Source organism: Acidovorax cavernicola (assembly GCF_003581445.1).
This window is the reverse complement of sequence record NZ_QXMN01000003.1, coordinates 241,406-267,067: the sequence shown is the minus strand read 5'-3', so window position 1 is coordinate 267,067 and position 25,662 is coordinate 241,406. Positions and strand designations below refer to the sequence as shown.

The 25,662-nt window shown below is 68.7% G+C and carries 28 protein-coding genes and 1 riboswitch; of the genes, 16 read left to right on the top strand and 12 right to left on the bottom strand.

Annotation, left to right across the window (positions count from 1 at the left end; all coding sequences use genetic code 11):
- Positions 1-81 precede the first annotated feature (81 nt).
- Positions 82-915: an HAD-IIB family hydrolase gene (locus tag D3H34_RS05725; RefSeq protein WP_119552460.1), complete on the bottom strand. Its 834-nt coding sequence runs from the start codon at positions 913-915 to the stop codon at positions 82-84.
- Positions 916-1,011: 96 nt separating this feature from the next.
- Between D3H34_RS05725 and D3H34_RS05720 the strand changes: the two genes are divergently transcribed.
- The 3 genes from D3H34_RS05720 (at position 1,012) to D3H34_RS05710 (ending at position 3,669) form a co-directional block, all read left to right on the top strand.
- Positions 1,012-2,007 carry an ABC transporter ATP-binding protein gene (locus D3H34_RS05720; RefSeq protein ID WP_119552459.1) on the top strand — a complete coding sequence of 332 codons (996 nt, stop codon included), beginning with the start codon at positions 1,012-1,014 and terminating at the stop codon, positions 2,005-2,007.
- A gap of 74 nt (positions 2,008-2,081) precedes the next feature.
- A complete protein-coding gene (locus D3H34_RS05715; protein ID WP_119552518.1) occupies positions 2,082-2,864 on the top strand; it encodes an ABC transporter permease in 783 nt (260 codons plus the stop codon).
- Position 2,865: 1 nt separating this feature from the next.
- Complete coding sequence (locus D3H34_RS05710; protein ID WP_119552458.1) at positions 2,866-3,669, top strand: ABC transporter permease; 804 nt, start codon at positions 2,866-2,868, stop codon at positions 3,667-3,669.
- Positions 3,670-3,693: 24 nt separating this feature from the next.
- Here the strand turns inward: D3H34_RS05710 and D3H34_RS05705 are convergent, their stop codons facing one another.
- From D3H34_RS05705 to phaP, 5 genes are all read right to left on the bottom strand, one after another.
- The gene (locus D3H34_RS05705; RefSeq protein WP_119552457.1) at positions 3,694-5,322 is read right to left on the bottom strand and encodes a peptide chain release factor 3; all 1,629 of its coding nucleotides are present in this window, start codon (positions 5,320-5,322) and stop codon (positions 3,694-3,696) included.
- 76 nt (positions 5,323-5,398) lie between these two features.
- Positions 5,399-5,986 carry a GNAT family N-acetyltransferase gene (locus D3H34_RS05700; RefSeq protein WP_119552517.1) on the bottom strand — a complete coding sequence of 196 codons (588 nt, stop codon included), beginning with the start codon at positions 5,984-5,986 and terminating at the stop codon, positions 5,399-5,401.
- A 30-nt stretch (positions 5,987-6,016) separates the two neighbouring features.
- A complete protein-coding gene (locus D3H34_RS05695) occupies positions 6,017-7,090 on the bottom strand; it encodes an alpha/beta fold hydrolase (RefSeq protein WP_119552456.1) in 1,074 nt (357 codons plus the stop codon).
- Positions 7,087-7,530 carry a hypothetical protein gene (locus tag D3H34_RS05690; protein WP_119552455.1) on the bottom strand — a complete coding sequence of 148 codons (444 nt, stop codon included), beginning with the start codon at positions 7,528-7,530 and terminating at the stop codon, positions 7,087-7,089. Before D3H34_RS05690 ends, D3H34_RS05695 begins: the two co-directional genes overlap by 4 nt.
- Positions 7,531-7,651: 121 nt before the next feature.
- Positions 7,652-8,149 (bottom strand): TIGR01841 family phasin, encoded by a 498-nt coding sequence (phaP, locus tag D3H34_RS05685; RefSeq protein ID WP_119552454.1) that lies wholly within the window; start codon positions 8,147-8,149, stop codon positions 7,652-7,654.
- A 240-nt stretch (positions 8,150-8,389) separates the two neighbouring features.
- Positions 8,390-8,458: riboswitch (S-adenosyl-L-homocysteine riboswitch) on the top strand.
- Positions 8,459-8,525: 67 nt separating this feature from the next.
- On the opposite strand from phaP, the gene ahcY reads away from it, so the two are divergent.
- Genes ahcY through D3H34_RS05665 form a run of 4 tightly spaced genes read left to right on the top strand, consistent with a single transcriptional unit; the run spans position 8,526 to position 12,331 of the window.
- Positions 8,526-9,965 carry an adenosylhomocysteinase gene (gene ahcY, locus D3H34_RS05680; protein WP_119552453.1) on the top strand — a complete coding sequence of 480 codons (1,440 nt, stop codon included), beginning with the start codon at positions 8,526-8,528 and terminating at the stop codon, positions 9,963-9,965.
- A 5-nt stretch (positions 9,966-9,970) separates the two neighbouring features.
- Positions 9,971-10,810, top strand: a complete 840-nt coding sequence (locus tag D3H34_RS05675; protein ID WP_119552452.1) for a TlyA family RNA methyltransferase — start codon at positions 9,971-9,973, stop codon at positions 10,808-10,810.
- Positions 10,811-10,820: 10 nt separating this feature from the next.
- Positions 10,821-11,645 (top strand): methylenetetrahydrofolate reductase [NAD(P)H], encoded by an 825-nt coding sequence (gene metF, locus D3H34_RS05670; protein WP_119552516.1) that lies wholly within the window; start codon positions 10,821-10,823, stop codon positions 11,643-11,645.
- A gap of 53 nt (positions 11,646-11,698) precedes the next feature.
- Positions 11,699-12,331, top strand: coding sequence for a septal ring lytic transglycosylase RlpA family protein (locus D3H34_RS05665; RefSeq protein ID WP_119552451.1), 633 nt, complete (start codon positions 11,699-11,701; stop codon positions 12,329-12,331).
- Between the two features lie 18 nt (positions 12,332-12,349).
- Here the strand turns inward: D3H34_RS05665 and D3H34_RS05660 are convergent, their stop codons facing one another.
- The gene (locus tag D3H34_RS05660) at positions 12,350-13,309 is read right to left on the bottom strand and encodes a 23S rRNA (adenine(2030)-N(6))-methyltransferase RlmJ (RefSeq protein ID WP_119552450.1); all 960 of its coding nucleotides are present in this window, start codon (positions 13,307-13,309) and stop codon (positions 12,350-12,352) included.
- A 163-nt stretch (positions 13,310-13,472) separates the two neighbouring features.
- On the opposite strand from D3H34_RS05660, the gene D3H34_RS34495 reads away from it, so the two are divergent.
- The 6 genes from D3H34_RS34495 (at position 13,473) to mdtD (ending at position 18,451) form a co-directional block, all read left to right on the top strand.
- Positions 13,473-14,075 carry a hypothetical protein gene (locus tag D3H34_RS34495; RefSeq protein WP_205736676.1) on the top strand — a complete coding sequence of 201 codons (603 nt, stop codon included), beginning with the start codon at positions 13,473-13,475 and terminating at the stop codon, positions 14,073-14,075.
- A gap of 5 nt (positions 14,076-14,080) precedes the next feature.
- On the top strand, positions 14,081-15,331 hold the full coding sequence (locus D3H34_RS05650) for a S1C family serine protease (protein ID WP_147400387.1): 1,251 nt from the start codon (positions 14,081-14,083) through the stop codon (positions 15,329-15,331).
- Between the two features lie 185 nt (positions 15,332-15,516).
- Positions 15,517-15,948: a 50S ribosomal protein L13 gene (gene rplM, locus D3H34_RS05645; RefSeq protein WP_119552448.1), complete on the top strand. Its 432-nt coding sequence runs from the start codon at positions 15,517-15,519 to the stop codon at positions 15,946-15,948.
- 12 nt (positions 15,949-15,960) lie between these two features.
- Positions 15,961-16,353, top strand: a complete 393-nt coding sequence (rpsI, locus tag D3H34_RS05640; protein ID WP_119552447.1) for a 30S ribosomal protein S9 — start codon at positions 15,961-15,963, stop codon at positions 16,351-16,353.
- 196 nt (positions 16,354-16,549) lie between these two features.
- Positions 16,550-16,915 carry an iron-sulfur cluster insertion protein ErpA gene (gene erpA, locus D3H34_RS05635; protein ID WP_007827949.1) on the top strand — a complete coding sequence of 122 codons (366 nt, stop codon included), beginning with the start codon at positions 16,550-16,552 and terminating at the stop codon, positions 16,913-16,915.
- Positions 16,916-17,017: 102 nt separating this feature from the next.
- Positions 17,018-18,451, top strand: a complete 1,434-nt coding sequence (mdtD, locus tag D3H34_RS05630; protein WP_119552446.1) for a multidrug transporter subunit MdtD — start codon at positions 17,018-17,020, stop codon at positions 18,449-18,451.
- Between the two features lie 15 nt (positions 18,452-18,466).
- Here mdtD and D3H34_RS05625 read toward each other — a convergent pair whose 3' ends face one another.
- Both D3H34_RS05625 and D3H34_RS05620 read right to left on the bottom strand, forming a co-directional pair.
- A complete protein-coding gene (locus D3H34_RS05625; protein ID WP_119552445.1) occupies positions 18,467-19,615 on the bottom strand; it encodes an anhydro-N-acetylmuramic acid kinase in 1,149 nt (382 codons plus the stop codon).
- A 17-nt stretch (positions 19,616-19,632) separates the two neighbouring features.
- Positions 19,633-20,979 (bottom strand): M23 family metallopeptidase, encoded by a 1,347-nt coding sequence (locus D3H34_RS05620; protein WP_119552444.1) that lies wholly within the window; start codon positions 20,977-20,979, stop codon positions 19,633-19,635.
- A 160-nt stretch (positions 20,980-21,139) separates the two neighbouring features.
- Here D3H34_RS05620 and tyrS point away from each other — a divergent pair, with 160 nt between their 5' ends.
- Positions 21,140-22,372 carry a tyrosine--tRNA ligase gene (gene tyrS / locus D3H34_RS05615; RefSeq protein ID WP_119552443.1) on the top strand — a complete coding sequence of 411 codons (1,233 nt, stop codon included), beginning with the start codon at positions 21,140-21,142 and terminating at the stop codon, positions 22,370-22,372.
- 55 nt (positions 22,373-22,427) lie between these two features.
- Here tyrS and D3H34_RS05610 read toward each other — a convergent pair whose 3' ends face one another.
- Together D3H34_RS05610 and D3H34_RS05605 are read right to left on the bottom strand one after the other, a co-directional pair.
- Positions 22,428-23,045 (bottom strand): OmpA family protein, encoded by a 618-nt coding sequence (locus tag D3H34_RS05610; RefSeq protein ID WP_119552442.1) that lies wholly within the window; start codon positions 23,043-23,045, stop codon positions 22,428-22,430.
- 5 nt (positions 23,046-23,050) lie between these two features.
- On the bottom strand, positions 23,051-23,527 hold the full coding sequence (locus tag D3H34_RS05605) for a FecR family protein (protein ID WP_286185468.1): 477 nt from the start codon (positions 23,525-23,527) through the stop codon (positions 23,051-23,053).
- 163 nt (positions 23,528-23,690) lie between these two features.
- Here D3H34_RS05605 and D3H34_RS05600 point away from each other — a divergent pair, with 163 nt between their 5' ends.
- Together D3H34_RS05600 and dtd are read left to right on the top strand one after the other, a co-directional pair.
- Positions 23,691-24,605 (top strand): cation diffusion facilitator family transporter, encoded by a 915-nt coding sequence (locus tag D3H34_RS05600; RefSeq protein WP_119552440.1) that lies wholly within the window; start codon positions 23,691-23,693, stop codon positions 24,603-24,605.
- Positions 24,606-24,612: 7 nt separating this feature from the next.
- Positions 24,613-25,056 carry a D-aminoacyl-tRNA deacylase gene (gene dtd / locus D3H34_RS05595; RefSeq protein ID WP_119552439.1) on the top strand — a complete coding sequence of 148 codons (444 nt, stop codon included), beginning with the start codon at positions 24,613-24,615 and terminating at the stop codon, positions 25,054-25,056.
- Here the strand turns inward: dtd and D3H34_RS05590 are convergent.
- The gene (locus D3H34_RS05590) at positions 25,028-25,660 is read right to left on the bottom strand and encodes a class I SAM-dependent methyltransferase (RefSeq protein WP_286185467.1); all 633 of its coding nucleotides are present in this window, start codon (positions 25,658-25,660) and stop codon (positions 25,028-25,030) included. The genes dtd and D3H34_RS05590 overlap by 29 nt on opposite strands.
- Positions 25,661-25,662 lie beyond the last annotated feature (2 nt).

Here is a 25,662-nt window from a genome sequence, read left to right as displayed (position 1 = left end):
CGCACCCCTGCAAGTTTCTCCAAGGGTCGTTCAACCGGTCCATTCGGCCCGCCTCGTGCGGGCCTTTTTTTCGTGCGTGGCTCAGCGGGCCGACAGCACCGCGTGCGCGGCCTGCGCGAAGCCCGTGCCGCGCTCGCCCTGCGTCACGTAGCGCGGCAGGTGCTCCAGCTGCGGCACGAAGCGCGCGACGTTCGCCACGCCGATGCTGTGCGCGAAGCTGCGGAACATGAGCTGGTCGTTGGTGGAGTCGCCCACGTAGGCCCAGCGGTCCATCTCGTCGTCGAGCGTGCGGCCCCAGAGTTCGCGCACGATCCAGCGCGCCCCCTCGAGCTTGTCGTTGTCGCCGTACCAGCCGTTGATGTGGATGCTGCTCACGGTGGCGTGCATGCCTTCGCCGCGCATCAGCGCGACGACGCGCGCGATGGTGGCCTCGTCGAGCGTCACGAACTCGCTGTGGTCGATGGCGATGTCGGTCTCGCGCCCGGGCGAGTCGGTGGCGCGGCCCGCGCCCGGAATCTCGCTTTCGATACGCGTCAGCACGGCCTGCATGCGCGCGAAGTTGGCGGCGCGCGTGGCGGCGTCCTGCTGGTAGCGCTTCTCGACCCCGTCGCCATTGCCGTCGGTCGCGGGCAGCAGCGCCACGGCGCCGTTCTCAGCCACGATCGCATCGACCGGCCAGCTGTTCACAAAAGGCAGGCTCCAGCCCACCGGCCGGCCGGTGATTGCGACCACCGCGAGGCCCGCGGCCTTCAGGTCCGCCAGCGCCTGCAGTGCATCGGGCGTGATGGCGCCGTCGGTGGTGAGCGTGTCGTCGATGTCGGTGAACACACCGGTCAGCGTCGCGCGCGCGTCGGCGGGCCAGCGTGCGAGCGGCAACAGGTGATGGGGCGAGGCGGGCAGGGGAGGCGAAGACATGGACGGGATTCTCGGGAAGGCCCGTGATCGTACCGGCGCTTTCGTGTAGCATCCCGCCCCCCGCCGATCTCCAGGGCCGGCGCGACGCTCTCCACCATGCCTCACATCCTCGTCGATCACCTCCGCAAGACCTACCGGGTGTCCGAGCGCGACCCCGGTCTGCGCGGGGCGCTGCGCGGCCTGCTGCAACGGCGCCACCGCACGGTGGAGGCGCTGTCGGACGTGTCGTTCGCGTTGGAGCGCGGCGAGCTGCTGGGCTTCATCGGGCCGAACGGCGCGGGCAAGTCGACCACCATCAAGATCCTCTCGGGCATCCTGCGGCCCGACGGCGGGCGGGTGGAAGTCGATGGCCGCGACCCCTTTGCCGACCGCGAGCGCCACGTGGCGCGCATCGGCGTGGTCTTCGGCCAGCGCACGCAGCTGTGGTGGGACCTGCCCGTGGGCGACGGTTTCGACCTGCTGCGCGACATCTACCGCGTCGATCCGCAGCGCTACCGCCGCACGCGCGACGAGCTGGTCGCGCTGCTGCACCTGGAGCGCGTGCTCGACCAGCCGGTGCGCCAGCTCTCGCTGGGCCAGCGCATGCGCGCGGAGATCGCCGCGGCGCTGCTGCACGAGCCCGACATCCTGTTCCTCGACGAACCCACCATCGGCCTCGATGCGCCTTCAAAGCTCGCGGTGCGCGACTTCGTGCGGCGCGCCAATCGCGAGCGCGGCACCACCGTGCTGCTGACCACGCACGACATGCACGACATCGAGGCCCTGGCTCAGCGCGTGATCGTGATCGGCCATGGCCGCGTGCTGGCCGACAGCCCGGTCGAGGCGCTGCGCGCGCAGGTGATGGCCGAGCGTCGGCTGGTGGTCGATTTCGCGCAGGACGCCACGCTGCCCGCGCAGGTCGAGGGCGCCACCGTGCACTCGCGCGACGGCCAGACGCTGGTGCTCGACTTCGATCCGAAGCAGACCCCTGCGCCCGCGCTCATCGCCCGCATCGCCGGCGCGCACGCGGTGGAGGACATCCGCCTCGAAGGCCTCGCGATCGAAGCCGTCATCGCGCGCTTCTACGCCATGCACGGAGCGGCCGAGGCGTGAGCACCTCGGCCACCTCGGGCCTGCGCGATCTTGCCCGGCCGTACGTCGCGGCGTTCGTCTCGCGCTTCCTGCAGATGCTGCAGTACCGCACGGCGGCGCTCGCGGGCTTTGCCACGCAGTGCTGGTGGGGCGGCATCAAGGTGATGGTGTTCGCCGCGTTCTACGGCGGCACCGCCATCGCGGGAGCGGCCTCGTCGATGTCGCTGGCCCAGGCCATCACCTACACCTGGCTCGCGCAAGGTTTGCTGGTGCTGATGCCATGGCTGGGCGACCCCGAGGTGGCCCAGGCCGCGCGCACCGGCGCGGTGGCCTACGACCGGCTGCGCCCGGTGGACGCCTACGCGCTGTGGTTCGCGCGCACGGCCGGATGGATCGCGGCGCGCCTGCTGCCGCGCGTGGCGCTGATGGCGGCCTTCGCGGCGGTCGTGCTGCCGCTGGCGGGGCTGGGCGACTGGGCCTGGCAAGGGCCCGCGAGCGCCGTGGCCGGCGCGGCATTCCTGCTGTCGGCGGTGCTCGGCCTGCTGCTCTCGACCGCGATGGTGATGCTGCTCAACGTGGCGACCACGGCGGCACTCAACGAGCGCGGCATCCAGGCGGTGGCGACACCGGTGGTCATCGTGTTCTCGGGCAACCTGCTGCCACTGGCGCTGCTGCCCGACGCCTGGCAGACGGCGCTGCTGGTACAGCCGCTGGCAGGGCTCATCGATATTCCGGCGCGGCTGTACTTCGGGCAGCTCGGCGGCTGGCATGCGCTCGCAGGGCTGGGCCTGCAGTGCTTCTGGATCGTGGCGCTGGTCGCGTTCGGACGGCTGACGATGGGGCGCACGATGCGCAGCCTGCAGGTGCAGGGTGGCTAGGGTGAGCGCACTTTCCCTCTTCTTCCGCCTCATGGCCGCCTCGATCAGCGGCCAGGCCCGATACCCCGCGTCGGCCTTGCTGCTGACCCTGGGCCAGTTCCTCGGCACGGGCATCGAAATCGTCGCCGTCTGGGCGCTGTTCCATCGGTTCGGCGAGGTGCAGGGCTGGGGCATCGGCGAGGTCGCGCTGTTCTACGGCCTGGTGAACTGCATGTTCGCCCTGGCCGACGCGCTGGGTCGCGGCTTCGACGTGCTGGGCACCGAGTTCCTGCGCACCGGCACCTTCGACCGGCTGCTGCTGCGTCCGCGTCCGCTGGCGCTGCAGCTCATGGGCCACGACGTGCGCATCAGCCGCCTGGGCCGCTTGCTGCAAGGCGTGCTCGTGCTGGCCTTCGCGACCGTGCAGGCCGACATCGCATGGACCCCGGGCGCCGTGGCCGTCGCGCTGTTCGCCATGGCCGGCGGCATCGCGCTGTTCCTCGGCATCCTGGTGCTGCAGGGCACGTTGTCGTTCTGGACGGTGGAGAGCCTGGAGATCGCCAACGTGCTCACCTACGGCGGCGTGCAGGCCGCGCAGTACCCGCTGGCGCTCTATGCGCAGTGGTTCCGCCGCGTGCTGACCTTCATCGTGCCGCTGGCCTGCGTGGCGTACTACCCGGTGCTGGCGATTCTCGGCAAGCCCGATCCGCTGGGCGCGCCGGCCTGGGTGGGCATGGTGTCGCCGCTCGCGGGCTTCGTGTTCCTCGCGGCGGCGTTCGGCGCGTGGCGCATCGGGTTGCGCCACTACACCTCGTCGGGCAGCTGACGCGCCCGACGGTCGATCCGTCGATCAGCCCGCGCTTTGCAGCGCCAGCCCCGCGTGCTCGCGCAGCGGATGGAAGTGGATCTTCGGAAAACGCTCCTGCGCCAGCCGCACGTCGTACGGCGAGGTGCACAGGAAGGCCAGCGTGTCGGCCGCGTCCTTGGCCATGCGCACCGGGTAGGCGTTGATGAACTCGCGCAGCTCGCCCGGGGTATCGGCCGTGATCCAGCGCGCGCCCGTGTACTGGCAGCCTTCCAGGCGCACGTCGGCGTCGTACTCGGCCTTCAGGCGGTGCTGCACCACTTCGAACTGCAGCTGGCCGACCGCGCCCAGCAGCATCGGGCCGCCGACCTCGGGGCGGAAGACCTGGATCGCGCCTTCCTCGCCGAGCTGGGCCAGGCCCTGCTGCAGCTGCTTGGTGCGCAGCGGGTTCTTCAGGATGACGGTCATGAACAGCTCGGGTGCGAAGAAGGGCAGCCCGGTGAACTGCAGGTTCGCGCCGTCGGTGATGGTGTCGCCCAGTTGCACGCCGCCGTGCGTGGTGAAACCCACGATGTCGCCCGCGTAGGCCTCTTCCACCGCCTCGCGGCGCTGGCTCATGAAGGTCACGACGCTGGTGGGGCGCAGTTCCTTGGCGGTACGCTGCACCTTCAGCTTCATGCCCGGCGTGTACTTGCCCGAGGCCATGCGCACGAAGGCGATGCGGTCGCGGTGGTTGGCGTCCATGTTGGCCTGCACCTTGAAGACCACGCCCGCGAAGTCCTTGTCCTCGGGCTGGATCTCCTTGACCACCGGCTGGCGGTTGACCAGCGTGGTGCTGGTGCGCGACTGCGGCGAGGGGGCCAGGTCGACCAGCGCGTCGAGCACTTCCATCACGCCGAAGTTGTTCACGCCCGAGCCGAAGAACACCGGTGTCTGCTTGCCGGCCAGGAAGGCCTCGCGGTCCCAGGTGGGGGAGGCGCCGGTGGCCAGCTCCATGCTTTCCATGGCGTGCTCGAAGTCGGCGCCGAAGCGCTTGACCAGCGTGTCGCGCTCGGCGAGCGGAATGGTCTCGAAGTCGTGCGGCAGCCGCTCGCTGCCCGACTCGAACACCGTCATCGCCTGCGTGCGCAGGTTCATGATCCCGCGGAAGCTCTTGCCCTGGCCCACGGGCCAGGTCATGGGCACGCAGGGCATGCCGAGTTCGCGTTCCACCTCATCGAGGATGTCCAGCGGCTCGCGCACTTCGCGGTCCATCTTGTTGACGAAGGTGATGATGGGCGTGTCGCGCTGGCGGCAGACCTCGATCAGCCGGCGCGTCTGCGCTTCCACGCCGTTGGCCGCGTCGATCACCATCAGCGCCGAGTCGACGGCGGTGAGCACGCGGTAGGTGTCTTCCGAGAAGTCCTTGTGGCCGGGCGTGTCGAGCAGGTTGATCACGTGCTCGCGGTACACCATCTGCATCACCGACGAAGCCACCGAGATGCCGCGCTGCTTCTCGATTTCCATCCAGTCGGAGGTGGCATGGCGCGAGGCCTTGCGTGCCTTCACCGAGCCGGCGATCTGGATCGCGCCCGAGAACAGCAGCAGTTTTTCGGTCAGCGTGGTCTTGCCGGCGTCAGGGTGGGAAATGATCGCGAAGGTGCGACGGCGGCGGGTTTCGGCGAGAAAAGACAAGGTGGGCAATCTGCAGGGGAATCCCCCGATTTTAGGAGGGCGCCTCGCAAGCCCCCTCAACCCCCCGCCTATGGGCCTAAAACGCCTCCGTCACCCCATACGCCCGCATCTGCGCCTCGACCTGTGCCGCGTCCTGGCTCAGCATCACGAGGTCGTGCGCCTTGCCCTCGCGGTCCTTCACGTGGCGCGTCAGCAAGGCCTCGGGCCGGAAGCCCAGGGCCTGGAAGACGGCGATGGCGCCGCGCTGGTCGACGGTCATCTGGGCGACGATCTTTTCCTGCCCGTGCGCGAAGGCCAGCGCGCAGCCTTCCTGCGCCAGCTGCTGGCCCAGGCCGCCGCCGCGCAGCGCGGGCGACACCAGCACGCGCAGCTCGGCGACGTGGCCGGACCACGAATGCGGGTCGCGAATGACGGCCGCGCAGCCCAGCACGGCGCCGTCGCGCACGGCCAGCACGCTGTCGATGTCGCCGCGCTCGATGGCGCGGACCCAGGCGGCCATCACCTTGGGCTCGGTGATGTCGCGCGGCAGGAAGAGCAGGTCGTGCGCCGGCAGTGCCTGCGCGAAGGCCAGCACGGCGGGGGCGTCGGCGCCGCTCATGAGGCGCAGGGTGATCTCGCCGTCCGCATGGGCGACGGTGCGTGGGTAGGTGCGTGAAGCGATCATCTTCATCTTGCCGTGGTTGTTGGGTCTTCGTCAGGTGGAACGCACGCCCAGCCACTCGTCGAGCTTGGGCCACAGCCGCCGCACGGCATTGGTGCCGGCCGCCAGGCTGACGTGGCCGCCCTTGAGCACCACCTCTTCCTTGTCGGTGGAGCCGATGCCGGCGATCAGCGGCTGCCCCGCTTCGTAGGGCACGATGTGGTCGTGCTGCGCGAGCGCGTGCAGCACCGGCACGGTGATGTTCTTCAGCAGCACCTTGCGCCCGCCTAGCACCAGCTCGCCCTTGTGCAGCTTGTTGTCCCACATGAGTTCCTTCACCGTCTGTCGGAAGTACTCGCCGGCCAGCGGCAGCATCTCGGCACCCCAGCGGTCGAACATGCGGTACGACTTGACGAACTCGTCGTTGGCCATGTTGTCCCACAGCTGCACCAGCCCGGCGCCGCGCCCGGCGGGGCGCAGCATGTCGAAGGAGGCGAACAGCATCTCGGGCGGCACGTTGCCCACGGTGTCGATGAGACGGTCGACGTCGAAATAGCGCCGGTCGGACCACGCATGAAAAAGCTTCATGCGGCTGAAGTCGATCGGCGTGGTGAAGAGCGCCAGGTTCTTCATCGGCCCGCCGGGATGCAGCGCCGCGTACAGCGTGGAGAGCACGCCGCCCATGCAGTAGCCGGCGACGGTGACGTCTTCTTCGCCCGAGTCTTCCTGCACGCGGCGGATCGAATCGGGAATGAAGTCGAGCACGTAGTCTTCGATGCGCAGGCGCTTCTCGTCGGGGCGCGGCGCGTTCCAGTCCATCACGTAGACGTCGTAGCCCTTGAGCAGCAGGTACTCGACCATGCTCTGGCCCGGCGCGAGGTCGAAGATGTAGGCGCGGTTGGTGGTGGCCATCACCATCAGCACCGGCACGCGGTAGATCTCGTCGACCATCGGACGGTAGTGGTACAGGCTCAGCGTGCCGCGCCGGTGGATCTCGTCCTTGGGCGTGAGGCCGACGGCGGGCGCGGTCGAGGTGAGGAAATCCAGCCCCTTGATGTTGCGCTGGATCGTGCGCTCGATCTCGCCGCGGATGTCGGGCAGCTGGAAGGTGTCGGCGGGCGCGCTCATGGGCGGCGCTTTCCGGCGGGGCGTTTCTTCGGGGCGGCTTTGGCTGCCGGGGCAGGCGCCGCTGCGGGCGGCTGCTTGGTGCGTCGCGGCCGGGGCGGCGCGGTGGCGGCATCGGCAGTTTGCGCGGTCCGTGGGGTCGTGCCGGCCTCGCCTTCCAGCGCGCGGCGGATGCCGGCCAGGTGGTCGTCGATGCGGTGCAGCTGCTCGCCCAGCGCCTGCAGGTCGGCGCGCGTCGGCAGGTTCAGCAGCGTGAGGTAGCGCGCCATCAGGTCGCCCAGCGCCTTCTGCGCGGTGAGCGAGGCGTTCATGCCGCCGTGCATGCCCTGGCGGAACGGGTCCGAGGACATGGCCTCGTTGGCGAATTCGTTGGTGCTTTTCTCCCACTGGGCCGTGAGCTCGCGCCACATGGCCATGGGATCGAGGGACGGAAACTGGCTCATGAAAGACCTCCGCCTGGGTGTGTTGTCTCGTTGTCTACGGTGGTGTTTCCCGCGGTCGTCCGGCCGCGTGGCCCGGGCAACGGCGAACCGCTGCCACTTGGCCGTCCTGGTTGTCTTCCTGCTACTTGCGCTGCAGCAGCTTCGTCACTTCGTCCACGTTGGCCTGGACGCGCTGGCGCACCACGTCGAAGGCGTCCGCCTGCGACTTGGCGGCGAGGTCGGCCAGTTCCTTGATGTCGTCGATGGCGCGCTGGAACGACTGGCGGCCCAGCTCGTCGAGCTTGGCGAGGTTCTCTTTCGGGTCCTTGCCGGGCATGGACTTGGCGGCCGTCTGCCATTCGGCGATGGCGCTCTTGATCATCTCGGTCTGCCGCTGCACCACGGTCTGCAGGCCCTGGTAGGACTTCTCGTTGGCCTGCATCAGCGCCTGCAGGTCCTTGCGGCCGCTGTCCAGCAGCTTGCCGGCGCCGCCGGTCAGGTTCAGGCTCTGCAGGCGGTCGGCCATGCCCTTGAGGTTCTTCATCGGATTGAGCATGTCCGCGGCGCTGGGCGCCGCCTGCTTCGCGCCGGCGCTGCTGGCGGTGGTTTTCTTCGCGGCGGCTTTCTTGGCAGTGGCCATGGTGCGGAATCTCCTGTGTCGGGTGATGAAAACAATCGAACGGGTGAAGGCAGGCAGCGGCCGGGCGGCCGGGGCCCGCCGCCACGATACGCCGCGCCGGTGCGCCTCAGGGCGTTGGAAGCGCGGATTTGCCTGCGGAGTTTCCCGGGGTGGTCCACGCGACGAGGAGCATCCCGCGCTTTCCGCGATGTGGGATGTCCGGGCCGATTGGCGGGTGGAACGGCCCCGACTACAATCCGGCGCTCCGAGGAGCGTTGCAGCGCCGTCAGGCGTGAGGCTCGGACCACATCGCAACCACGCTCACCCGCTGTTCTCGCGGTGAGTCTTTTTCTTCCCCGTACGCAGTGGCATCTTTCAAACCAGTTTTGGAGTTCTCATGAGCGCTGTTCTCAAGCCCACCCCCGTCTCGACCGCCGACCAGGCGATTGCCGACCTGTCCCTTGCCGCCTGGGGCCGCAAGGAAATCAAGATCGCCGAAACCGAGATGCCCGGCCTGATGGCCATCCGTGAAGAGTTCTCGAAGGGCCAGTCGCTCAAGGGCGCGCGTATCACGGGCTCGCTGCACATGACCATCCAGACGGCCGTGCTGATCGAGACGCTGCAAGCCCTGGGCGCGCAAGTGCGCTGGGCCTCGTGCAACATCTTCTCGACGCAGGACCACGCCGCCGCCGCCATCGCAGCCGCCGGCACGCCGGTGTTCGCCATCAAGGGCGAGTCGCTGAAGGACTACTGGGACTACACCCACGCCATCTTCGACTTCGGCCCCAAGGGCTCGAAGGGCGAAGGCCCGAACATGATCCTGGACGACGGCGGCGACGCCACGCTGCTCATGCACCTGGGCCAGCGCGCTGAAAAAGACCTGGGCGTGCTCGCCAACCCGACGAGCGAAGAAGAACGCATCCTCTTCGCCGCCATCAAGGCCAAGCTGGCCGTCGACGACACCTGGTACACCCGCAAGTCGGCCGAGATCATCGGCGTGACCGAAGAGACCACCACCGGCGTGCACCGCCTGAACGAAATGTCGGCCAAGGGCACGCTGCTGTTCCGCGCCATCAACGTGAACGACTCGGTCACCAAGAGCAAGTTCGACAACCTGTACGGCTGCCGCGAATCGCTGGTCGACGGCATCAAGCGCGCGACCGACGTGATGATCGCCGGCAAGGTGGCCTGCGTGGCCGGCTACGGCGACGTGGGCAAGGGCTCGGCCCAGGCCCTGCGCGCGCTGAGCGCCCAGGTGTGGGTCACCGAGATCGACCCCATCAACGCTCTGCAGGCCGCGATGGAAGGCTACAAGGTCGTGACGATGGAATACGCCGCCGACAAGGCCGACATCTTCGTGACCACCACGGGCAACAAGGACGTGATCCGCCACGAGCACATGGCCGCCATGAAGGACCAGGCCATCGTCTGCAACATCGGCCACTTCGACAACGAGATCGACGTCGCGTCGATCGAGAAGTACGAGTGGGAAGAGATCAAGCCGCAGGTCGACCACATCACTTTCCCGGACGGCAAGAAGATCATCCTGCTGGCCAAGGGCCGCCTGGTGAACCTGGGCTGCGGCACGGGCCACCCGAGCTTCGTGATGTCGTCGTCGTTCGCCAACCAGACCATCGCCCAGATCGAGCTGTTCACCAAGCCCGACGCCTACCAGGCCGGCAAGGTCTACGTGCTGCCCAAGCACCTGGACGAGAAGGTCGCGCGCCTGCACCTGAAGAAGGTCGGCGCCATGCTCACCGAGCTGACCGACGCTCAGGCCGCCTACATCGGCGTGGACAAGAACGGCCCTTACAAGCCGGACACCTACCGCTACTGATCCGCGTGCGCGCCGATCAATTGTTGGTGGAGCGCGGCCTGGCCGCCTCGCGCTCGCAAGCCGTGCGGCTCATCGCCGGCGGCATGCGCTGGCGCGATGCGGGCACGGGCGACGCGTGGCGCAACGTCGTCAAGAACAAGGACGAAGTGCCCGAGTCGGCCGAGCTCGAACTGGCCGATGCCGCCGAGGCACGCTACGTGTCGCGCGGCGGTCTCAAGCTCGAAGGCGCGCTGAAGGTCAGCGGCGTGGACGCGACCGGCAAGCTCTGCCTGGACGTCGGCCAGTCGACCGGCGGCTTCACCGACTGCCTGCTGCAGCACGGCGCCGCCCGCGTGGTGGGCGTCGATGTGGGCCACGGGCAGCTGCACCCGCGCATGCGCGAGGACGAGCGCGTCGTCGCCATCGAAGGCGTCAATGCGCGGGCGTTGTCGCCGGCCGACCTGCAGGTGGACGATGACGAAGATGCAGAAGCTGGCGAGGCCCAAGAAGCGGTTGAAGCGATCGAAGCCCCGGCCGAGCCGCGCTTCGACCTCATCGTCGGTGACCTGTCGTTCATCTCGCTCACGCTGGTGCTGCCGGCCGTGGTGCCCTTCCTGGCCGACGACGGCCAGTTGCTGATGCTGGTCAAGCCGCAGTTCGAACTGCAGCCCGGCCAGGTCGGCAAGGGCGGTATCGTGCGCGACGAGTCGATGTACGCCGTGGTCGAGAAGCGCCTGCACGACGCCTGCGCGGCGCTCGAGCTGAAGGTGCTGCGCTGGTTCGACAGCCCGATCGCCGGGGGCGACGGCAACCGCGAGTTTTTCATTCATGCCGTTCGTGCCGATCGCGCGAGCGACGCTTCCTGAGGAGACGCAGGTGCGCCTTCCGCTGAGTTTCGAATTCTTTCCGACCAAGACGCCCGAAGGCGCGGTCAAGCTGCGCGCGGTGCGCCAGCAGCTGTATGTGCGCAAGCCGCAGTTCTGCTCCGTCACCTACGGCGCGGGCGGCTCCACGCACCAGGGCACCTTCGGTGCGGTGCAGGAGATCCTGTCCGAAGGCGTGGACGCCGCGAGCCACTTCTCGTGCATCGGCGCCACGCGCGCCACCGTGCGCGAACAGCTCGCCGAGCTGAAGGCGATGGGCGTGAAGCGCCTCGTCGCGCTGCGTGGCGACCTGCCCAGCGGCTACGGCATCGGCGGCGAGTTCCAGTACGCGAGCGACCTCGTCGCCTTCATCCGCGAAGAGACTGGGCGCGACTTCCACATCGAGGTGGCCTGCTACCCCGAAATCCATCCGCAGGCGCGCTCGCCCGAAGCCGACCTGCAGGCCTTCGCGGCCAAGGTGAAGGCCGGTGCCGATTCGGCCATCACGCAGTATTTCTTCAGCCCCGAGGCCTACTTCCGCTTCGTCGACGACGCGCGCAAGCTGGGGCTCGACACGCCGATCGTGCCCGGCATCATGCCGATCACGAGCTCGACGCAGCTCATGCGCTTTTCGGACGCCTGCGGCGCTGAGATCCCGCGCTGGATCCGCCTGCGGCTGCAGGGCTTCGGCGACGACACGGCCTCGATCAAGTCCTTCGGCCTGGACGTGGTGACGGACCTGTGCGCGCGCCTGCAGGAAGGCGGCGCACCCGCGATCCACTTCTACACGATGAACCAGTCGGCGGCCACGCTGGCCATTCTGGAGCGCCTGGATTGAGGGGGCTGCGCGCGGTCGCCGTCGCGGTCTCCTGCGTGCTCGCAGGATGCACCATGCCGCCTGCCACGCAGGAAAAGGACGCGGACACTGCCGCTGCCCCGGCGTCGTCCGCCAAGCGGCTGCAGCCGCTGGGGCGCGGCCTGGCCGTGCCGCCTGGTGCCGCAGCGCGCTCGAACGTGCCGTCGGTGCGCTACGACCTCGCGGTGTCGGGCACCGGCGAGGCGCTCGATGACGGCGTGCCCGGCGATGAACCGCGCGAGATCTTCGAGCGCGGTGGCGCCTCGTGGTACGGCATCCAGTTCCACCAGCGCAAGACCGCCAACGGCGAGCGCTTCGACATGGGTGCCATGACGGCGGCCCACAAGACGCTGGCCTTCAACACGCGCGTGTGCGTGCGCAGCCTGGTCAACGGCAGCGAGGTGCTGGTGCGCATCAACGACCGCGGGCCCTTCACGCCGGGCCGCATCATCGACCTGAGCCGCGCCGCGGCCGATCGTATCGGCCTCACGGGGCTGGGCATCAAGCAGGTGGCGTTGTCGGTCATCGACCGCGAAGGCATGCGCTGCGGCGGCGAGACCGTGGCGGCGGACGACCTGCAGGCCGCGCCGGAAGCGCCGACGTCGCGCGCCCGTGCGCCGGCACCCGCGCGCAAGCGGGCGGCCGTGCCGCCCCGCAAGCGCCGCTGAGCGCCTTTCTTCTCCGTTCTAGCCGCCGCTCTCGAGCGAGTACGACGCGTTGCGGTCTTGTGCCAGCCGCTCGGCCAGCTGCGGCAGCGCCTCGGCCAGCAGCGGCTTGAGCGTGTAGGGCGGGTTGATCAGGAACATCCCGCTGGCCGGCAGGCCCGGGCGTTGCGTTTCGCCCGAGGCGGCGTCCTTCGTGATCTTGCTCGACTTGATGGTCAGCGTGGCGTGCAGCCACGACTTGCCGGCCTTGGTCGCCAGCGTCTTGAGGCGGCGCGGCAGGTCGTGCGCTTCGGGGCGCGGAATGATCGGGTACCAGACGGCATAGGTACCGGTGGCGAAGCGCTTGAGCGCCTCGGCCGCGAAGTCGAGCACGCGGCCGTAGTCGGTCTTCATTTCGTAGCTCGGGTCCATCAGCACCAGGGCGCGGCGCGACGGCGGCGGCAGGAACTTGGTGGCACTGCCGAAGCCGTCCTCGCGCAGCACGGCGATGCGGCGGCCGGCCTCGAGCTGGGCGATGTTGGCGTCCAGCGTGCGGGCGTCGGTCGGGTGCAGCTCGAACAGCTTGAGCTTGTCGTGGTCGCGCAGCAGGTGCTGCACGATGAACGGCGAGCCGGGGTAGACGCGGGCGCCGCCCTTGGGGTTGAAGTCGTGGATCACGCTCAGGTAGCGCGCGATGGCCTCGGCCAGCGGTTTCTCCGCGGCGGGGGCTGCGGTCTTCTTGGCGGCTGGCTTCGTACCCGGGGCGGGCGTGTCGGGTGCCTTTTCGGGCTCGGCGAGCAGGCGCAGCACGCCCTCGGCCGCTTCGCCGCTGGTGCCGGCGTAGTCGCCGTCGAGGCGGTACAGGCCGGCGCCGGCGTGGGTGTCGACGACGGTCAGCGCGGCTTCTTTTTCAAGCAGGTGGTCGAGCGTGGCAATCAGCACCGTGTGCTTGAGCACGTCGGCGTGGTTGCCGGCATGGAACGCGTGGCGGTAACTGAACATGGAATGAGGCCTGAAAGAGTGGAAAGGGGAGCGCTAGACTCGCGCCGCGCTACATTGATTTACAAACAAACAACGAGGGGCAGCAATGCGAGGAGCCGGATGGCGATTTTGGGGCCTGTGCGTCGGCGCGGGTGTTTTGTCTATTTTGACGGGCTGCGCCTCCGTGACCCACGGGACGACGCAGAACGTGAAGGTCGAGACCCTGTCGCCTGAAGGCAAGGTCGTCGACGGCGCCCGCTGCAGGGTCTCCAACGACCGCATGGACGCCGTGGTGCGCTCCGGCCTGACCTTGCCGGTGCGGCGCTCCGGCGACAACCTGAACATCGAATGCACCCAGCCCGGCCAGCCGCCGGCCCGCGGCCAGGCCATCTCGCGCGCCAACGTGGGCCTGGTCGGCAACGTGATGATCGGCGGCCTGATCGGCGTGGCCATCGACTCGGGCACCGGCGCGGGCTTCAACTACCCGAACTGGATCCAGCTGATCTTCGGCGAGGTGCGCAGCTTCGACCGCAACTCGCAGACCGGTGACGAGGCGACGGCCGGCATGAAGATCGGCACGACCGAGATGGCGGCTGCTCCGGCGCCGAAGACGGCCGCAGCTCCCGTGCCCGCGCCCGCGCCGGCCGTGATAGCGCCTCCGCCGCCGCCTCCCGTGGCGGTCGCACCGGCCGCTCCAGCGCGTCCCGCGCCTGCAGCGCCGTCCGCTGCGCCCGACGCCCGGGTTTCGATGGACGACCTTCGCGGCCTGCTGCCCCCCAAGCCGTGAAGCCGATGACCCACCCTGCACCTCGGCTGCGCGCCGCGGGCGCCTTCCTGGCGATCGCTCTGGCCGGCGGCAACGTCGCCGCGCTGGAGCCGGACGCCCTGTTCGCCAAGCTGACGGGCAGCGTCTGGGCGGTACGCACCTTCGACGCCCAGGAGCGCCCGCTGCGCGCCGGCAGCGCCGTGGTGATCGCGCCCGGCCGCCTCGTCACCAACTGCCACGTGCTGGCCAAGGCCAGCAATTTCGTGGTCAAGCGGGACAACGTCACCTACGGCGCCACGCTCGAATACCCGGACCCGACGCGCGACCTGTGCCAGATCAAGGTCGCCAACTTCACGGCGCCGCCGGTGACGCTGGCGCCCGCCGGCACTGCGCGGGTGGGGCAACGCGTGTATGCCATCGGCAATCCGCGCGGGCTGGAAAACACCCTGAGCGAAGGCCTGCTGTCGGGTCTGCGCGGCGGCGACGGCGAAGCGCGGCTGCTGCAGACCACGGCGGCCATCGCTTCCGGGTCGAGCGGCGGCGGGCTGTTCGACAGCGACGGCCGGCTGCTGGGCATCACCACCTTCGCCGTGCGCGACGGCGGCAACCTGAATTTCGCGATGCCGGCCGAGTTCCTGGCGGAATTGCCGGCTCGCGCCCAGGCGCAGCTGGCGGCGCGTGCCAACGAACCCGAAGGCGCCGCCCGCCGCCGCATCGGCGTGGCGCTGGCCGAACCGCTGCGTGCCGGTGACGCGCTCGAATACGTGCGCACCGACCGGCTCACCGGCAACCGCACGCCGGTGATCTACCGGGTGGACCGGGTCAATGGCGATGAGCTGTCGTTCAACGCCGGCAGCCGGGTCGAGAAGGCCAATGGGCAGGTGGTTTCCCTCACGTCGGCGGCCGGCGGCCTGTTCGACAGCGCGTCGCCGCCGGGCGGCTGGGCGCCGAAGGACGAGGTCCAGCCCGGCATGCGCTGGCACCTGGACTACGTGACGACCACCGACGACCGGCTGCGGCACGAGCTCAACGCCTCGGTGGGCCCCGAGCACACGACGCGCGTGGACGGCGTGGAGCTCAACGTGGTGCCGATCCGCTACGAAGGCTGGATCTACGTCTCCTATGGCACCGGCGCGGCGCCGGTTGGCACGCCATTCAAGGCAGCCGTCCTGTACAGCCCAGACCTGAGGCGGATCGTCAACTTCGAGGCCATGTACCGACGCGGCTACACCGCAGTGACCAGCGAGACCCTGGAACTCGTTCGCATCCAGCGCTGAGCCCGCGCCCAAGCCCCTTGGAAGGCCGGAAATTGGCCGTTTGGCCATTTCTTCATATAATCGCGGGCTTCGCAGCGTTTTTGTGGCCCCGCGGCGAAGACTTTGAACCCACCTAAGAGATTCCCACCAGAGGAACGCCGACCGTGGAAAAGGGCCCGCCAAACCCTCTATCAAGAGAAAAACTCATGACCAAAACGTTCAGCGCCAAGCCCGCTGACGTGACGCACGAGTGGTTTGTGATTGACGCGACCGACAAGGTCCTCGGACGAGTAGCCAGCGAAGTTGCTCTCCGTTTGCGCGGCAAACACAAGGCCATTTACACGCCTCACGTCGATACCGGTGACTACATCGTCATCATCAACGCCGCGCAACTGCGCGTCACCGGCGCCAAGTCGCTCGACAAGGTGTACTACCGTCACTCGGGCTACCCGGGCGGTATCACGGCGACGAACTTCCGCGACATGCAGAACAAGCACCCGGGCCGCGCCCTGGAAAAGGCTGTCAAGGGCATGCTGCCCAAGGGCCCGCTCGGTTACGCAATGATCAAGAAACTCAAGGTCTACGGTGGCGCTGAGCACCCGCATACCGCCCAGCAGCCCAAGGCGCTGGAAATCTAAGGAGCCTTGAGAATGATTGGTGAATGGAACAATGGCACCGGCCGTCGCAAATCCAGCGTCGCCCGCGTGTTTCTGAAAAAAGGCACCGGCAAGATCACGGTCAACGGCAAGGACATCCAAGCGTTCTTTGGCCGCGAGACCTCGATCATGATCGCCAAGCAGCCCCTCGTGCTGACCAACAACCTCGAAGCTTTCGACGTGATGGTCAACGTGAACGGCGGCGGCGAATCGGGTCAAGCTGGCGCCACGCGCCACGGCATCACCCGTGCCCTGATCGACTACGACGCTTCGCTGAAGTCCGTCCTGAGCCAGGCCGGCTACGTCACGCGCGATGCACGTGAAGTCGAGCGTAAGAAGGTCGGTCTGCACTCCGCCCGTCGCCGCAAGCAGTTCAGCAAGCGCTGATACCTGTTCGTTGCGAGACAAGAAGCCGCCCTCGGGCGGCTTTTTCGTGGCCGCGCCGCCAGGATGCCCTTGGCGGATGCGGTGCCCGACCCCACTCGCGATGGGTGCTCGCCGCGTGCGGCCTGCCGAAAATGCGGCATTGCAGTAGCATCCCGTCCATTGGCCGCGCAGTCGGCCCCCCAAGGAGTTTCACCCCATGAGCGCTGTTGCCGAAAACATCCAGACCCAGATGCCCGAGCCGATCGTCTTCACCGACAGCGCGGCTGCCAAGGTCGCCGACCTGATCGCCGAAGAAGGCAATCCCGACCTGAAGCTGCGCGTGTTCGTGCAGGGCGGCGGGTGCTCCGGCTTCCAGTACGGTTTCACCTTCGACGAGATCACCAACGAAGACGACACCACCATGACCAAGAACGGTGTGTCGCTGCTGATCGACGCCATGAGCTACCAATACCTGGTCGGCGCCGAGATCGACTACAAGGAAGACCTGCAGGGCGCCCAGTTCGTGATCAAGAACCCGAACGCCACCAGCACCTGCGGCTGCGGCTCCAGCTTCTCGGCCTGATGCCTGGATGCTGCTGACCCGGCCCCCTCGAAAAGCCGCCTCCGGGCGGCTTTTTGCTGCCCGTCGTCTTTTCCCCTTGAATCCGTGCTCCGCGCCAGTCCGATGAATTCCGAAGCCGCCGTCCCCGTCGACCCCTCCCGCAAGAGCCTGTTGTGGCTCGTGGCCGTCGGCTTCTTCATGCAGACGCTGGACGCCACCATCATCAACACGGCGCTGCCCGCGATGGCCACCAGCCTGGGCGAGAGCCCGCTGCGCATGCAGTCGGTGGTGGTGGCTTACGCGCTCACGATGGCGATGCTGATCCCGGCCTCGGGCTGGATCGCCGACCGCTTCGGCACGCGGCGCATCTTCTTCTGCGCCATCGTGCTGTTCGCCGCCGGCTCGGTGCAGTGCGCGCTCTCGCAGGGGCTGGGGCCGCTCGTGGCGGCGCGGGTGGTGCAAGGGCTCGGCGGGGCGCTGCTGCTGCCCGTGGGGCGGCTGGCGCTGCTGCGCACGGTGCCGCGCGCCGAGTTCCTGCAGGCGATGAGCTTCGTGGCCATTCCGGGGCTCATCGGGCCGCTCCTGGGGCCCACGCTGGGCGGCTGGCTGGTGCAGTACGCCTCGTGGCACTGGATCTTCCTGATCAATGTTCCGGTGGGGCTGGCAGGCTGCATCGCCACGCTGCGCTACATGCCGGACCTGCGCGGCGCGATCCAGAAGCGCTTCGACAGCGTGGGCTACGCGCTGCTGGCCTTCGGCATGGTGACGATCTCGCTGGCGGTCGACGGCGTGTCCGGACTCGGGCTGCACCAGGGCGGGGTGATCGTGGTGCTGATCTTCGGCTTCGCCAGCGTGGTCGCCTACTGGCTGCGCGCGGCGCGCACGCCCGAGCCGCTGTTCTCGCCCGCGCTGTTCGGCATCCCGACGCTGAGCATCGGCCTGCTCGGCAACCTGTTCTCGCGCCTGGGCAGCAGCTGCATGCCCTTCCTGGTGCCGCTGCTGCTGCAGGTGTCGATGGGCTATTCGCCGGTGCGCGCCGGGCTGATGATGCTGCCGGTCGCGCTGGCCGGCATGGCGATGAAGCGCTTTGCCACGCCGCTGATCACGCGCCATGGCTACCGCCGCGTGCTGGTCGCCAACACGGTGCTGGTCGGCTGCACCATGGCCAGCTTCGGCCTCACGGCGCCGGGGCAGCCGGTGGCGCTGCACCTGCTGCAGCTGCTGGTGTTCGGCGCGGTCAATTCGCTGCAGTTCACGGCGATGAACACCATCACCCTGAAGGACCTGGACGGCAGCATGGCCAGCAGCGGCAACAGCCTGCTGTCGATGGTGCAGATGTTGGCGATGAGCCTGGGCGTGGCAGCTGCCGGCGCGGTGCTGGCGGGCTACAACGGCGTTTTCGGCACGGTGACACCGGTGCAGACGCTAGATGCGTTCCAGGCTACGTTTGCCACCATGGGGCTCATCACGGTGGCTTCTGCGTTGATCTTCTGGCATTTGCCTGCAGAAGTGCGGGCGGCTCAGCCTGCGCAGCCGGAAGTGTCCGGCCAGGGCTGACCGGGCGGGCGGGGCTCAGGCGGGGTAGATCGCGCCCAGCACCCGCGCCCCGCGCGCGCCTGTCACGCTCGCGAGGTTGCCGGGTTCGCGTCGGAGGGTGCGGCGGGCCAGCCACGCGAAGGCGGCAGCCTCGACCTGCTGGGGCGGCAGGCCGTGTTCCGACGAGGCCTGCACCTGCACGCCGGGCAGCAGAGCGCGCAGGCGGTCCATGAGGTGGCCGTTGAGCGCGCCACCGCCGCAGACGATCAGCAATTCGCTCTCTTTTTGATAGCTTTGCAGCGCCGCCGCGCAGGTGCTGGCGGTCAGTTCAGCCAGCGTGGCCTGCACGTCGACTGGCGCCCACGTGGCGGTGCCCAGATGGCCGGCGAGCCAGTCCGGATGGAATAAATCGCGCCCCGTGCTCTTCGGCGGCGCCTTGGCGAAATACGGCTCGGCCTGCAGGCGGGCGAGCAGCTCGGGCAGTACGCGCCCGCTGGCGGCCCACCGGCCGCCCTTGTCGAAAGGCTGGCCGAGGTGGCGCTGGCACCAGTGGTCCATCAGCGCGTTGGCGGGGCCGCAGTCGAAGCCCAGCAGGGTGGCCGTGCTTGCCGGCGCGCGGGTGGCGGGCAGCAGGCTCAGGTTGGAGATGCCGCCCAGGTTCAGCACGGCGACGGGCGCGTCGGGCCGGGCGAACAGCGCCTGGTGAAAGGCCGGCACCAGCGGCGCGCCCTGGCCGCCGGCCGCGAGGTCGCGGCTGCGGAAGTCGGCGACCACGTCGATGCCGCTCAGTTCGGCCAGCAGCGAGGGGTTGTTGATCTGCAGCGTGTAGCCGGTGCCGTCGAATTCGAGCGGCCGGTGGCGCACGGTCTGGCCGTGGGCGCCGATGGCGGCGACGGCGTCCGGGGCGGTGCCGGTGTTGGCCAGCAGCTGCGCGACCACGCCGGCATAGAGCCGCGCCAGGCCGTTGCCGGCCAGGGCCGCGCGGTGCAGTTCGTTGTCGCCGGGGGTGTTGAGCGCCATCAGCTCGGCGCGCAGCGGGGCGGGAAAGTCGGCGCTGGCGTGGCCGATCACCGCGAGGCGGCCGTCGTCGGAAAAATCGGCAATGACGCCGTCGACCCCGTCCAGCGAGGTGCCCGACATCAGGCCGATGAAGCGTTGGTGCGGCTGCTGCGTTGCGGCGGCCATGCCGGGAACGCCGAGGCTCAGTCGGCGCTGGCCTGGATCACCGAGAAGGCGGCTGCCAGCTCGGTGCGGGCGCCCACGGCGATGCGTTCGAAAGCCGGACGCATGGCGGCGGTGATCGGTGCGCCGCCTTCCTGTGCGATGGTGGTCGGGTCCTGGTAGGCCCCGCCGACGCGGTATTCGAAGTGCAGGTGCGGACCCGTGGCCCAGCCGGTCGAGCCGACGGCGCCGATGGTCTGGCCCTGGCTCACGCTTTCGCCGGCCTTCACGTTGATGCGGCTCAGGTGGGCGTAGGCCGTCTGCTGGTTGTTGCGGTGGTTGATGATGACGATGTTGCCGTAGCCGCTTTGCGTGCCGGCGAAATCGACCGTGCCGTCACCGACCGTGCGCACCGCGGTGCCCGTGGGCGCCGCGTAGTCGATGCCGTTGTGCTGGCGCCAGCTGTTCAAAATCGGGTGCATGCGCATCGCGAAACCGCTGGACACGCGCGAGAACTCGACCGGCGAGGCCAGGTAGGCCTTGCGCAGGCTGTCGCCGTTCGGGCGGTAGTAGCTGCCCTTCTGGCCTGCGCCCGGGGGCTGGAACCAGACGGCCTGGTGGACCTTGCCGTTGTTCTCGAACTCGGCCGAGAGCACGCGGCCGCTGCGCAGCGCCTGGCCGTCGGCCTCGAAGGTCTCGTAGACCACGGCGAAGCGGTCGCCCTTGCGCAGCGAGCGCACGTCGACGTCGCCCGCGAAGATGTCGGCCAGCTGGCTGGCCACGGCGTCGGGAATGCGCGAGTCGTCGGTGGCGGCGAACAGCGAACTGCGGATGGTGCCGCTGGCCAGGCGCGTGCCCGGCGTGAGCATGTCGCGCTCGGTGCGGGCGACGAAGCCGGTGGGCGTGCGCTCGATGACGAAACGCTTGAAGCCGCCGTCGGCGTCGGGAATCCAGCGGGCGCTGAGCCTTTCGAGCTGGTTTTCCTGCGTGGCTTCGGCCGTCACGGTGCGACCGACGCGCGCGAACAGCGCCATGCGCGCTTCGGCGTTGCCACGCACGAAGGCGGTGGCGGCGGGGTCGGAAATGCCCAGGCGCTTCATCAGCGCCTCGGCCGTGTCGCTGGAGCGCGAGACGTCGGTGCGGAACAGCGTGAAGCTGAAGTTCTCGAGCGACGCCGACTGGTCGGCGAAGGACACCGGCGCGGTGGCTTCGAGCACTTGCTGGACGGGGAGGTCGGACGCGTCGGGACCGAGCGAGGCCACCGCGAGGGTGCCGGCGCTGAGCAGCATCGCAGCGATCGCTGCGGTGATCTGCTTGGGGTACGTCCGGAATGTGTAGGCCACGCGGGAAGCGAGAAGCTCCTCGGCGGCAAGAATGCCGTTGATCAAACTGTGGATTCCAACTCAGGTTCTGCAGGTCCGTGCTGCAAGGCCCAGTGCGTTCAGGGCGGCAGGAGACGGTGCGGAAAAAAGCGCCGCTTAGAATCCGGCGCTTGAAAAGTCGGGCTGAGTATAGCTTCGGCCACTGGAAAAACCGCCAAAAAAGCCCATGAACGCCGAATCTGTTACATCCACCAGCCTCTCCGATGGTGTAAGACAAGCCCTCGAAATATCCCTCCGCGGCGCTGACGAACTGCTGCCGCAGGACGAGTGGGTGAAGAAGCTCCAGCGGGCGGAAGCCAGTGGCAAGCCGCTGCGCATCAAGCTGGGCCTGGACCCGACCGCCCCGGATATTCATATCGGACACACGGTGGTGCTCAACAAGATGCGCCAGCTCCAGGACCTGGGGCACCGGGTGATCTTCCTGATCGGCGACTTCACGTCCCTGATCGGCGACCCGTCCGGCCGCAACAGCACCCGCCCGCCGCTCACGGCCGAGCAGATCCGCGCCAACGCCGAGACCTACTTCGCCCAGGCCAAGCTGGTGCTGGACGAGTCGAAGACCGAGATCCGCTACAACTCCGAGTGGAGCGACCCGCTGGGCGCGCGCGGCATGATCCAGCTGGCGGCCAAGTACACGGTGGCGCGCATGATGGAGCGCGACGATTTCACCAAGCGCTTCAAGGCCGGCCAGTCGATCTCGGTGCACGAGTTCCTGTACCCGCTGATGCAGGGCTACGACTCGGTGGCGCTCGAGAGCGACCTCGAACTGGGCGGCACCGACCAGAAGTTCAACCTGCTCGTGGGTCGTCATCTCCAGCAGGAATACGGCCAGGAGCCGCAGTGCATACTTACTATGCCGCTGCTTGAAGGGCTCGACGGCGTCGAAAAGATGTCCAAGAGCAAGGGCAACTACATCGGCATCAGCGAAGACGCCAACAGCATGTTCGCCAAGGTGCTGTCGATTTCCGACACGCTGATGTGGCGCTGGTACACGCTGCTGAGCTTCCAGTCGGTGGCGCAGATCGAGGCGCTGAAGGCCGAGATCGCGGGCGGCCGCAACCCGAAGGACGCCAAGGTCGCGCTGGCCAAGGAGATCACCGCGCGCTTCCACAGCGCGGCGGCGGCCGATGCGGCGGAGCAGGACTTCATCAACCGCAGCAAGGGCGGCGTGCCCGACGAGATTCCCGAAGTGGCGCTGACCGGCGCCCCGCTGGGCATCGGCCAACTGCTCAAGCAGGCCAATCTGGCGGCGTCGTCCGGGGAAGGCAACCGCCTGATCGACGGCGGCGGCGTGCGGGTCGACTCGGTCGTGGTGTCCGACAAGGGCCTGAAACTGCCTGCGGGCAGCTACGTCGTGCAGGTCGGCAAGCGCAAGTTTGCGCGCGTGACCCTGAGCTGACCAAGAAAAAAGGCCCCTCGGGGCCTTTTTCAATGGGGGCGGCGTGGCGCGGGGGTCAGCGGACCTCGATGGTCACGCGCCGGTTGCGCGGCTCGTCCACCTCGTCGGCGGTCGGCACGGCCAAGTCGCGTTCGCCACGGCCCACGGCCTCGATGCGATTCGCCGGGAACTGGCGTTCCACGAACAGCTGCACCACTTCCTGCGCGCGCCGGCGCGACAGCTGGTCGTTCTGCTCGCCCGCACCCTTGGTGTCGGTGTGGCCGGTCACCACGATGTCGCCGCCGCTGCGGGCCAGCGCGGCGGCCAGGGCCTCCGTCATGATCTGCTGGGACGCCGCCGTCAGGGTGGTGGTGCCCACTTCGAAGAACACGGTGTAGCGCTGCGGAAGCGGCGGACGCATGTCGAACAGGGGCTTGTTCTCGGCCTGGACCTTGGCCGCATCGGCCTGGTCGACCACCGGTGCGCCGCTCGCGCCCACCGCGGCCGTGGCGCGCTGGTAGGGCTTGGAGAGCACTTCTTCGCCGTCCTTGGCGCGCACCACCACGGCCGAGGGCGTGCCGTCGGCCTGGGGCAGCAGCACCACGCGCGTACCCGGGGTGGAGCAGGCGGCAAGGAACACGGCGACCCACGTGGTCGCAAGAAGAAGGGAAGAGCGGCGCAAGGGTGTCTGCATGAGGGTCAGGGTTGGCCGTCGGCTTGCACGATGAAGTCCGTGCCCCGAATGCCGATGGTGGCGGTCTGGGTTTCGACGCGCACGGCGTCGGGGTTGGTCTTGCCGATGAGGCCCGTGATCATGCGCATCGAGCCGCGCAGCAGCGACACCAGGATGCCGCCGTCGCGGGTGGTGCCGTCGAAGTGGAATTCCTTCAGGTCCATGCGCGAGGACGGGCCGACCATCAGCGTGGTGTTGTCGCGCAGCACGACGGCCGCCGAGGAATCGGGGCCGGTCACGATGCGGTCGACCGCGCCCAGCGCGTCGCCGGGGGCGGCCGTGCGCGTGGCGCCGGCGCCGTCGAGCAGCTGGACGCTGCCGCGCACCGACTTCACGAACCCGGCCTGCAGGGCGGGGGCCGCGGCGGCGGCGGCCGTCTGGGCTTGCGCGGCCTGGGCCAGGGCGGCCGTACCCACGATGGCAAGGCCGATAACAGTGGTCATCAATTTCTTCATCATTTGCCTCTCTGTGACTGATTGCTCCGCAATGAGTGCAAATATTAATGCGAAGGCGTTACATATGGTCACGCAGCTGATAATTCAGTCGATTACCGCGACGTAATGCCCGCTCGCACGGGGCCTTTTTACCTGATCTTGTTCCTTCTGCATGACGTTGACCCCTAAAACGCTCCTTCGCGTGTCCGTCGCCGTGGCCCTGGTGACCATCGCCCTGAAGGGGGGGGCCGGCTACCTGACGAACTCGATGGGCCTGATTTCGGACGCCATGGAGTCCTGCGTCAACCTGGCCAGCGCGATGTTCGCGCTGGCGATGGTGACCATCGCCGAGCGCCCGGCCGACGAAGACCATCCCTACGGCCACCACAAGGCCGAGTACTTCTCGTCCGGCTTCGAGGGCATCCTGATCGTGGGCGCCGCCATCGCGATCCTGTGGGTGTCGGTGCTGCGGCTGCTGGCGCCGCAGCCGCTGGAACAGCTGGGCTGGGGCCTGGGGCTGTCGCTGGTCAGCTCGGGGTTCAATGCGGCGCTGGCGCTCGCGCTGTTCCGCGGCGCCAAGGCGAACCGCTCCATCGCGCTGGAGGCCGACGGGCGCCACCTGATGACCGACGTCTGGACCTCGGTCGGCGTGCTGGTCGGCATCGTGGCCGTGCACTTCAGCGGCTGGCTCTGGCTCGACCCGCTGATCGCCATCGGCGTGGCGCTCAACATCGTGCGCGAGGGCTTCAAGCTCGTGTGGCGCTCCTCGCAGGGGCTGATGGACGAGGCGCTCGACGCCGAAACGCTGGCCACCGTGCATGCCACGCTCGACGCCTTCACGGCGCGCCATGCCCAGGGCGACCGCGTGCGCTTCGACGACATGGTGACGCGCGGCGCCGGCCAGCGCCGCTTTGCCGACCTGCACATGCACGTGCCCGGCGACTGGACCCTGCAGCACGCCGCGAACCTGCGCGACGAGCTGGAGCAGTCGCTGATGGACGCCGTGCCCGGCCTGCGCGTGACCATCCAGTTGCTGCCGCTCACCATGGAAGCGCGCGCCACCCGACTCGAGGACCACCACCCATGAATCACCCATGAAAGCCGTGCTCCAGCGCGTGGCGCACGCGCGCGTCGACATCGGCGGCCAGACCGCCGGCGCCATCGAGTCCGGACTGCTGGTGCTGCTGTGCGCCGAACGCGGCGACGCCGACACCGTGGCCGACCGCCTCCTCGCCAAGATCCTCAAGCTGCGCATCTTCTCGGACGAGGCCGGCAAGATGAACCGCAGCGTGCAGGACATCGGCGGCGGCCTGCTGGTGGTGAGCCAGTTCACGCTGGCGGCCGACGTGAGCGGCGGCAACCGCCCCAGCTTCACGCTCGCGGCCCCGCCCGACGAGGGCCGGCGGCTCTACGAATACTTCGTGGCGCAGGCGCGCGCCGCGCATCCCGTGGTGGCGACCGGCGAGTTCGGCGCCGACATGCAGGTGCACCTGCTGAACGACGGGCCGGTCACGATCCCGCTGCAGATGACGGTGTGAACGGCGCAGGCCGAAGCACCGCCTCCCACGCCACCTTCGGCGCGTCGTAGCGCAGCACGCGCACCTCCTCGAGGTGCTGCAGCGTCCAGCCATCGGCAAACAGCCGCTCGACGGCGGTGCGGTCGAAGAAGCGCTTGGGGATGCCGTCCACCGTATAGAAGACATCTTCGTCCCGGCCGCTCGCCGACGGCCCGCGCGCGCCGTGGTGCAGGTCGTTGACCGAATTGAGCCGGCACAGCAGCACGCCACCCGGACGCAGCACGCGGTGGATGCGCCGCACCAGCGCCAGCGTTTCGTCCCAGGCGAAGTAGTGCAGCGACAGGCTCGCGAGCACGACGCCGACCGTGGCACCGTCCGCCAGCGGCCAGGCTTCGCGGAAATCGCCGCAGTGGAACGTCGCCCCTGTCGGCACGCGTTGCCGTGCCTGCGCCACGGCGTCGGACGACAGCTCGACCGCCGTCACCCGCAGTCCGGCCTCGACCAGCGTGGCGGTGTCGCGGCCGGCCGCGCAACCCAGTTCGAGCACCGGAGCGTCGCCGGCGCATTCGCGCAGCAGCGGCAGCCAGCGTGCCAGCCAGGGATCGGTGTCGATCTCCGTGGTCACAG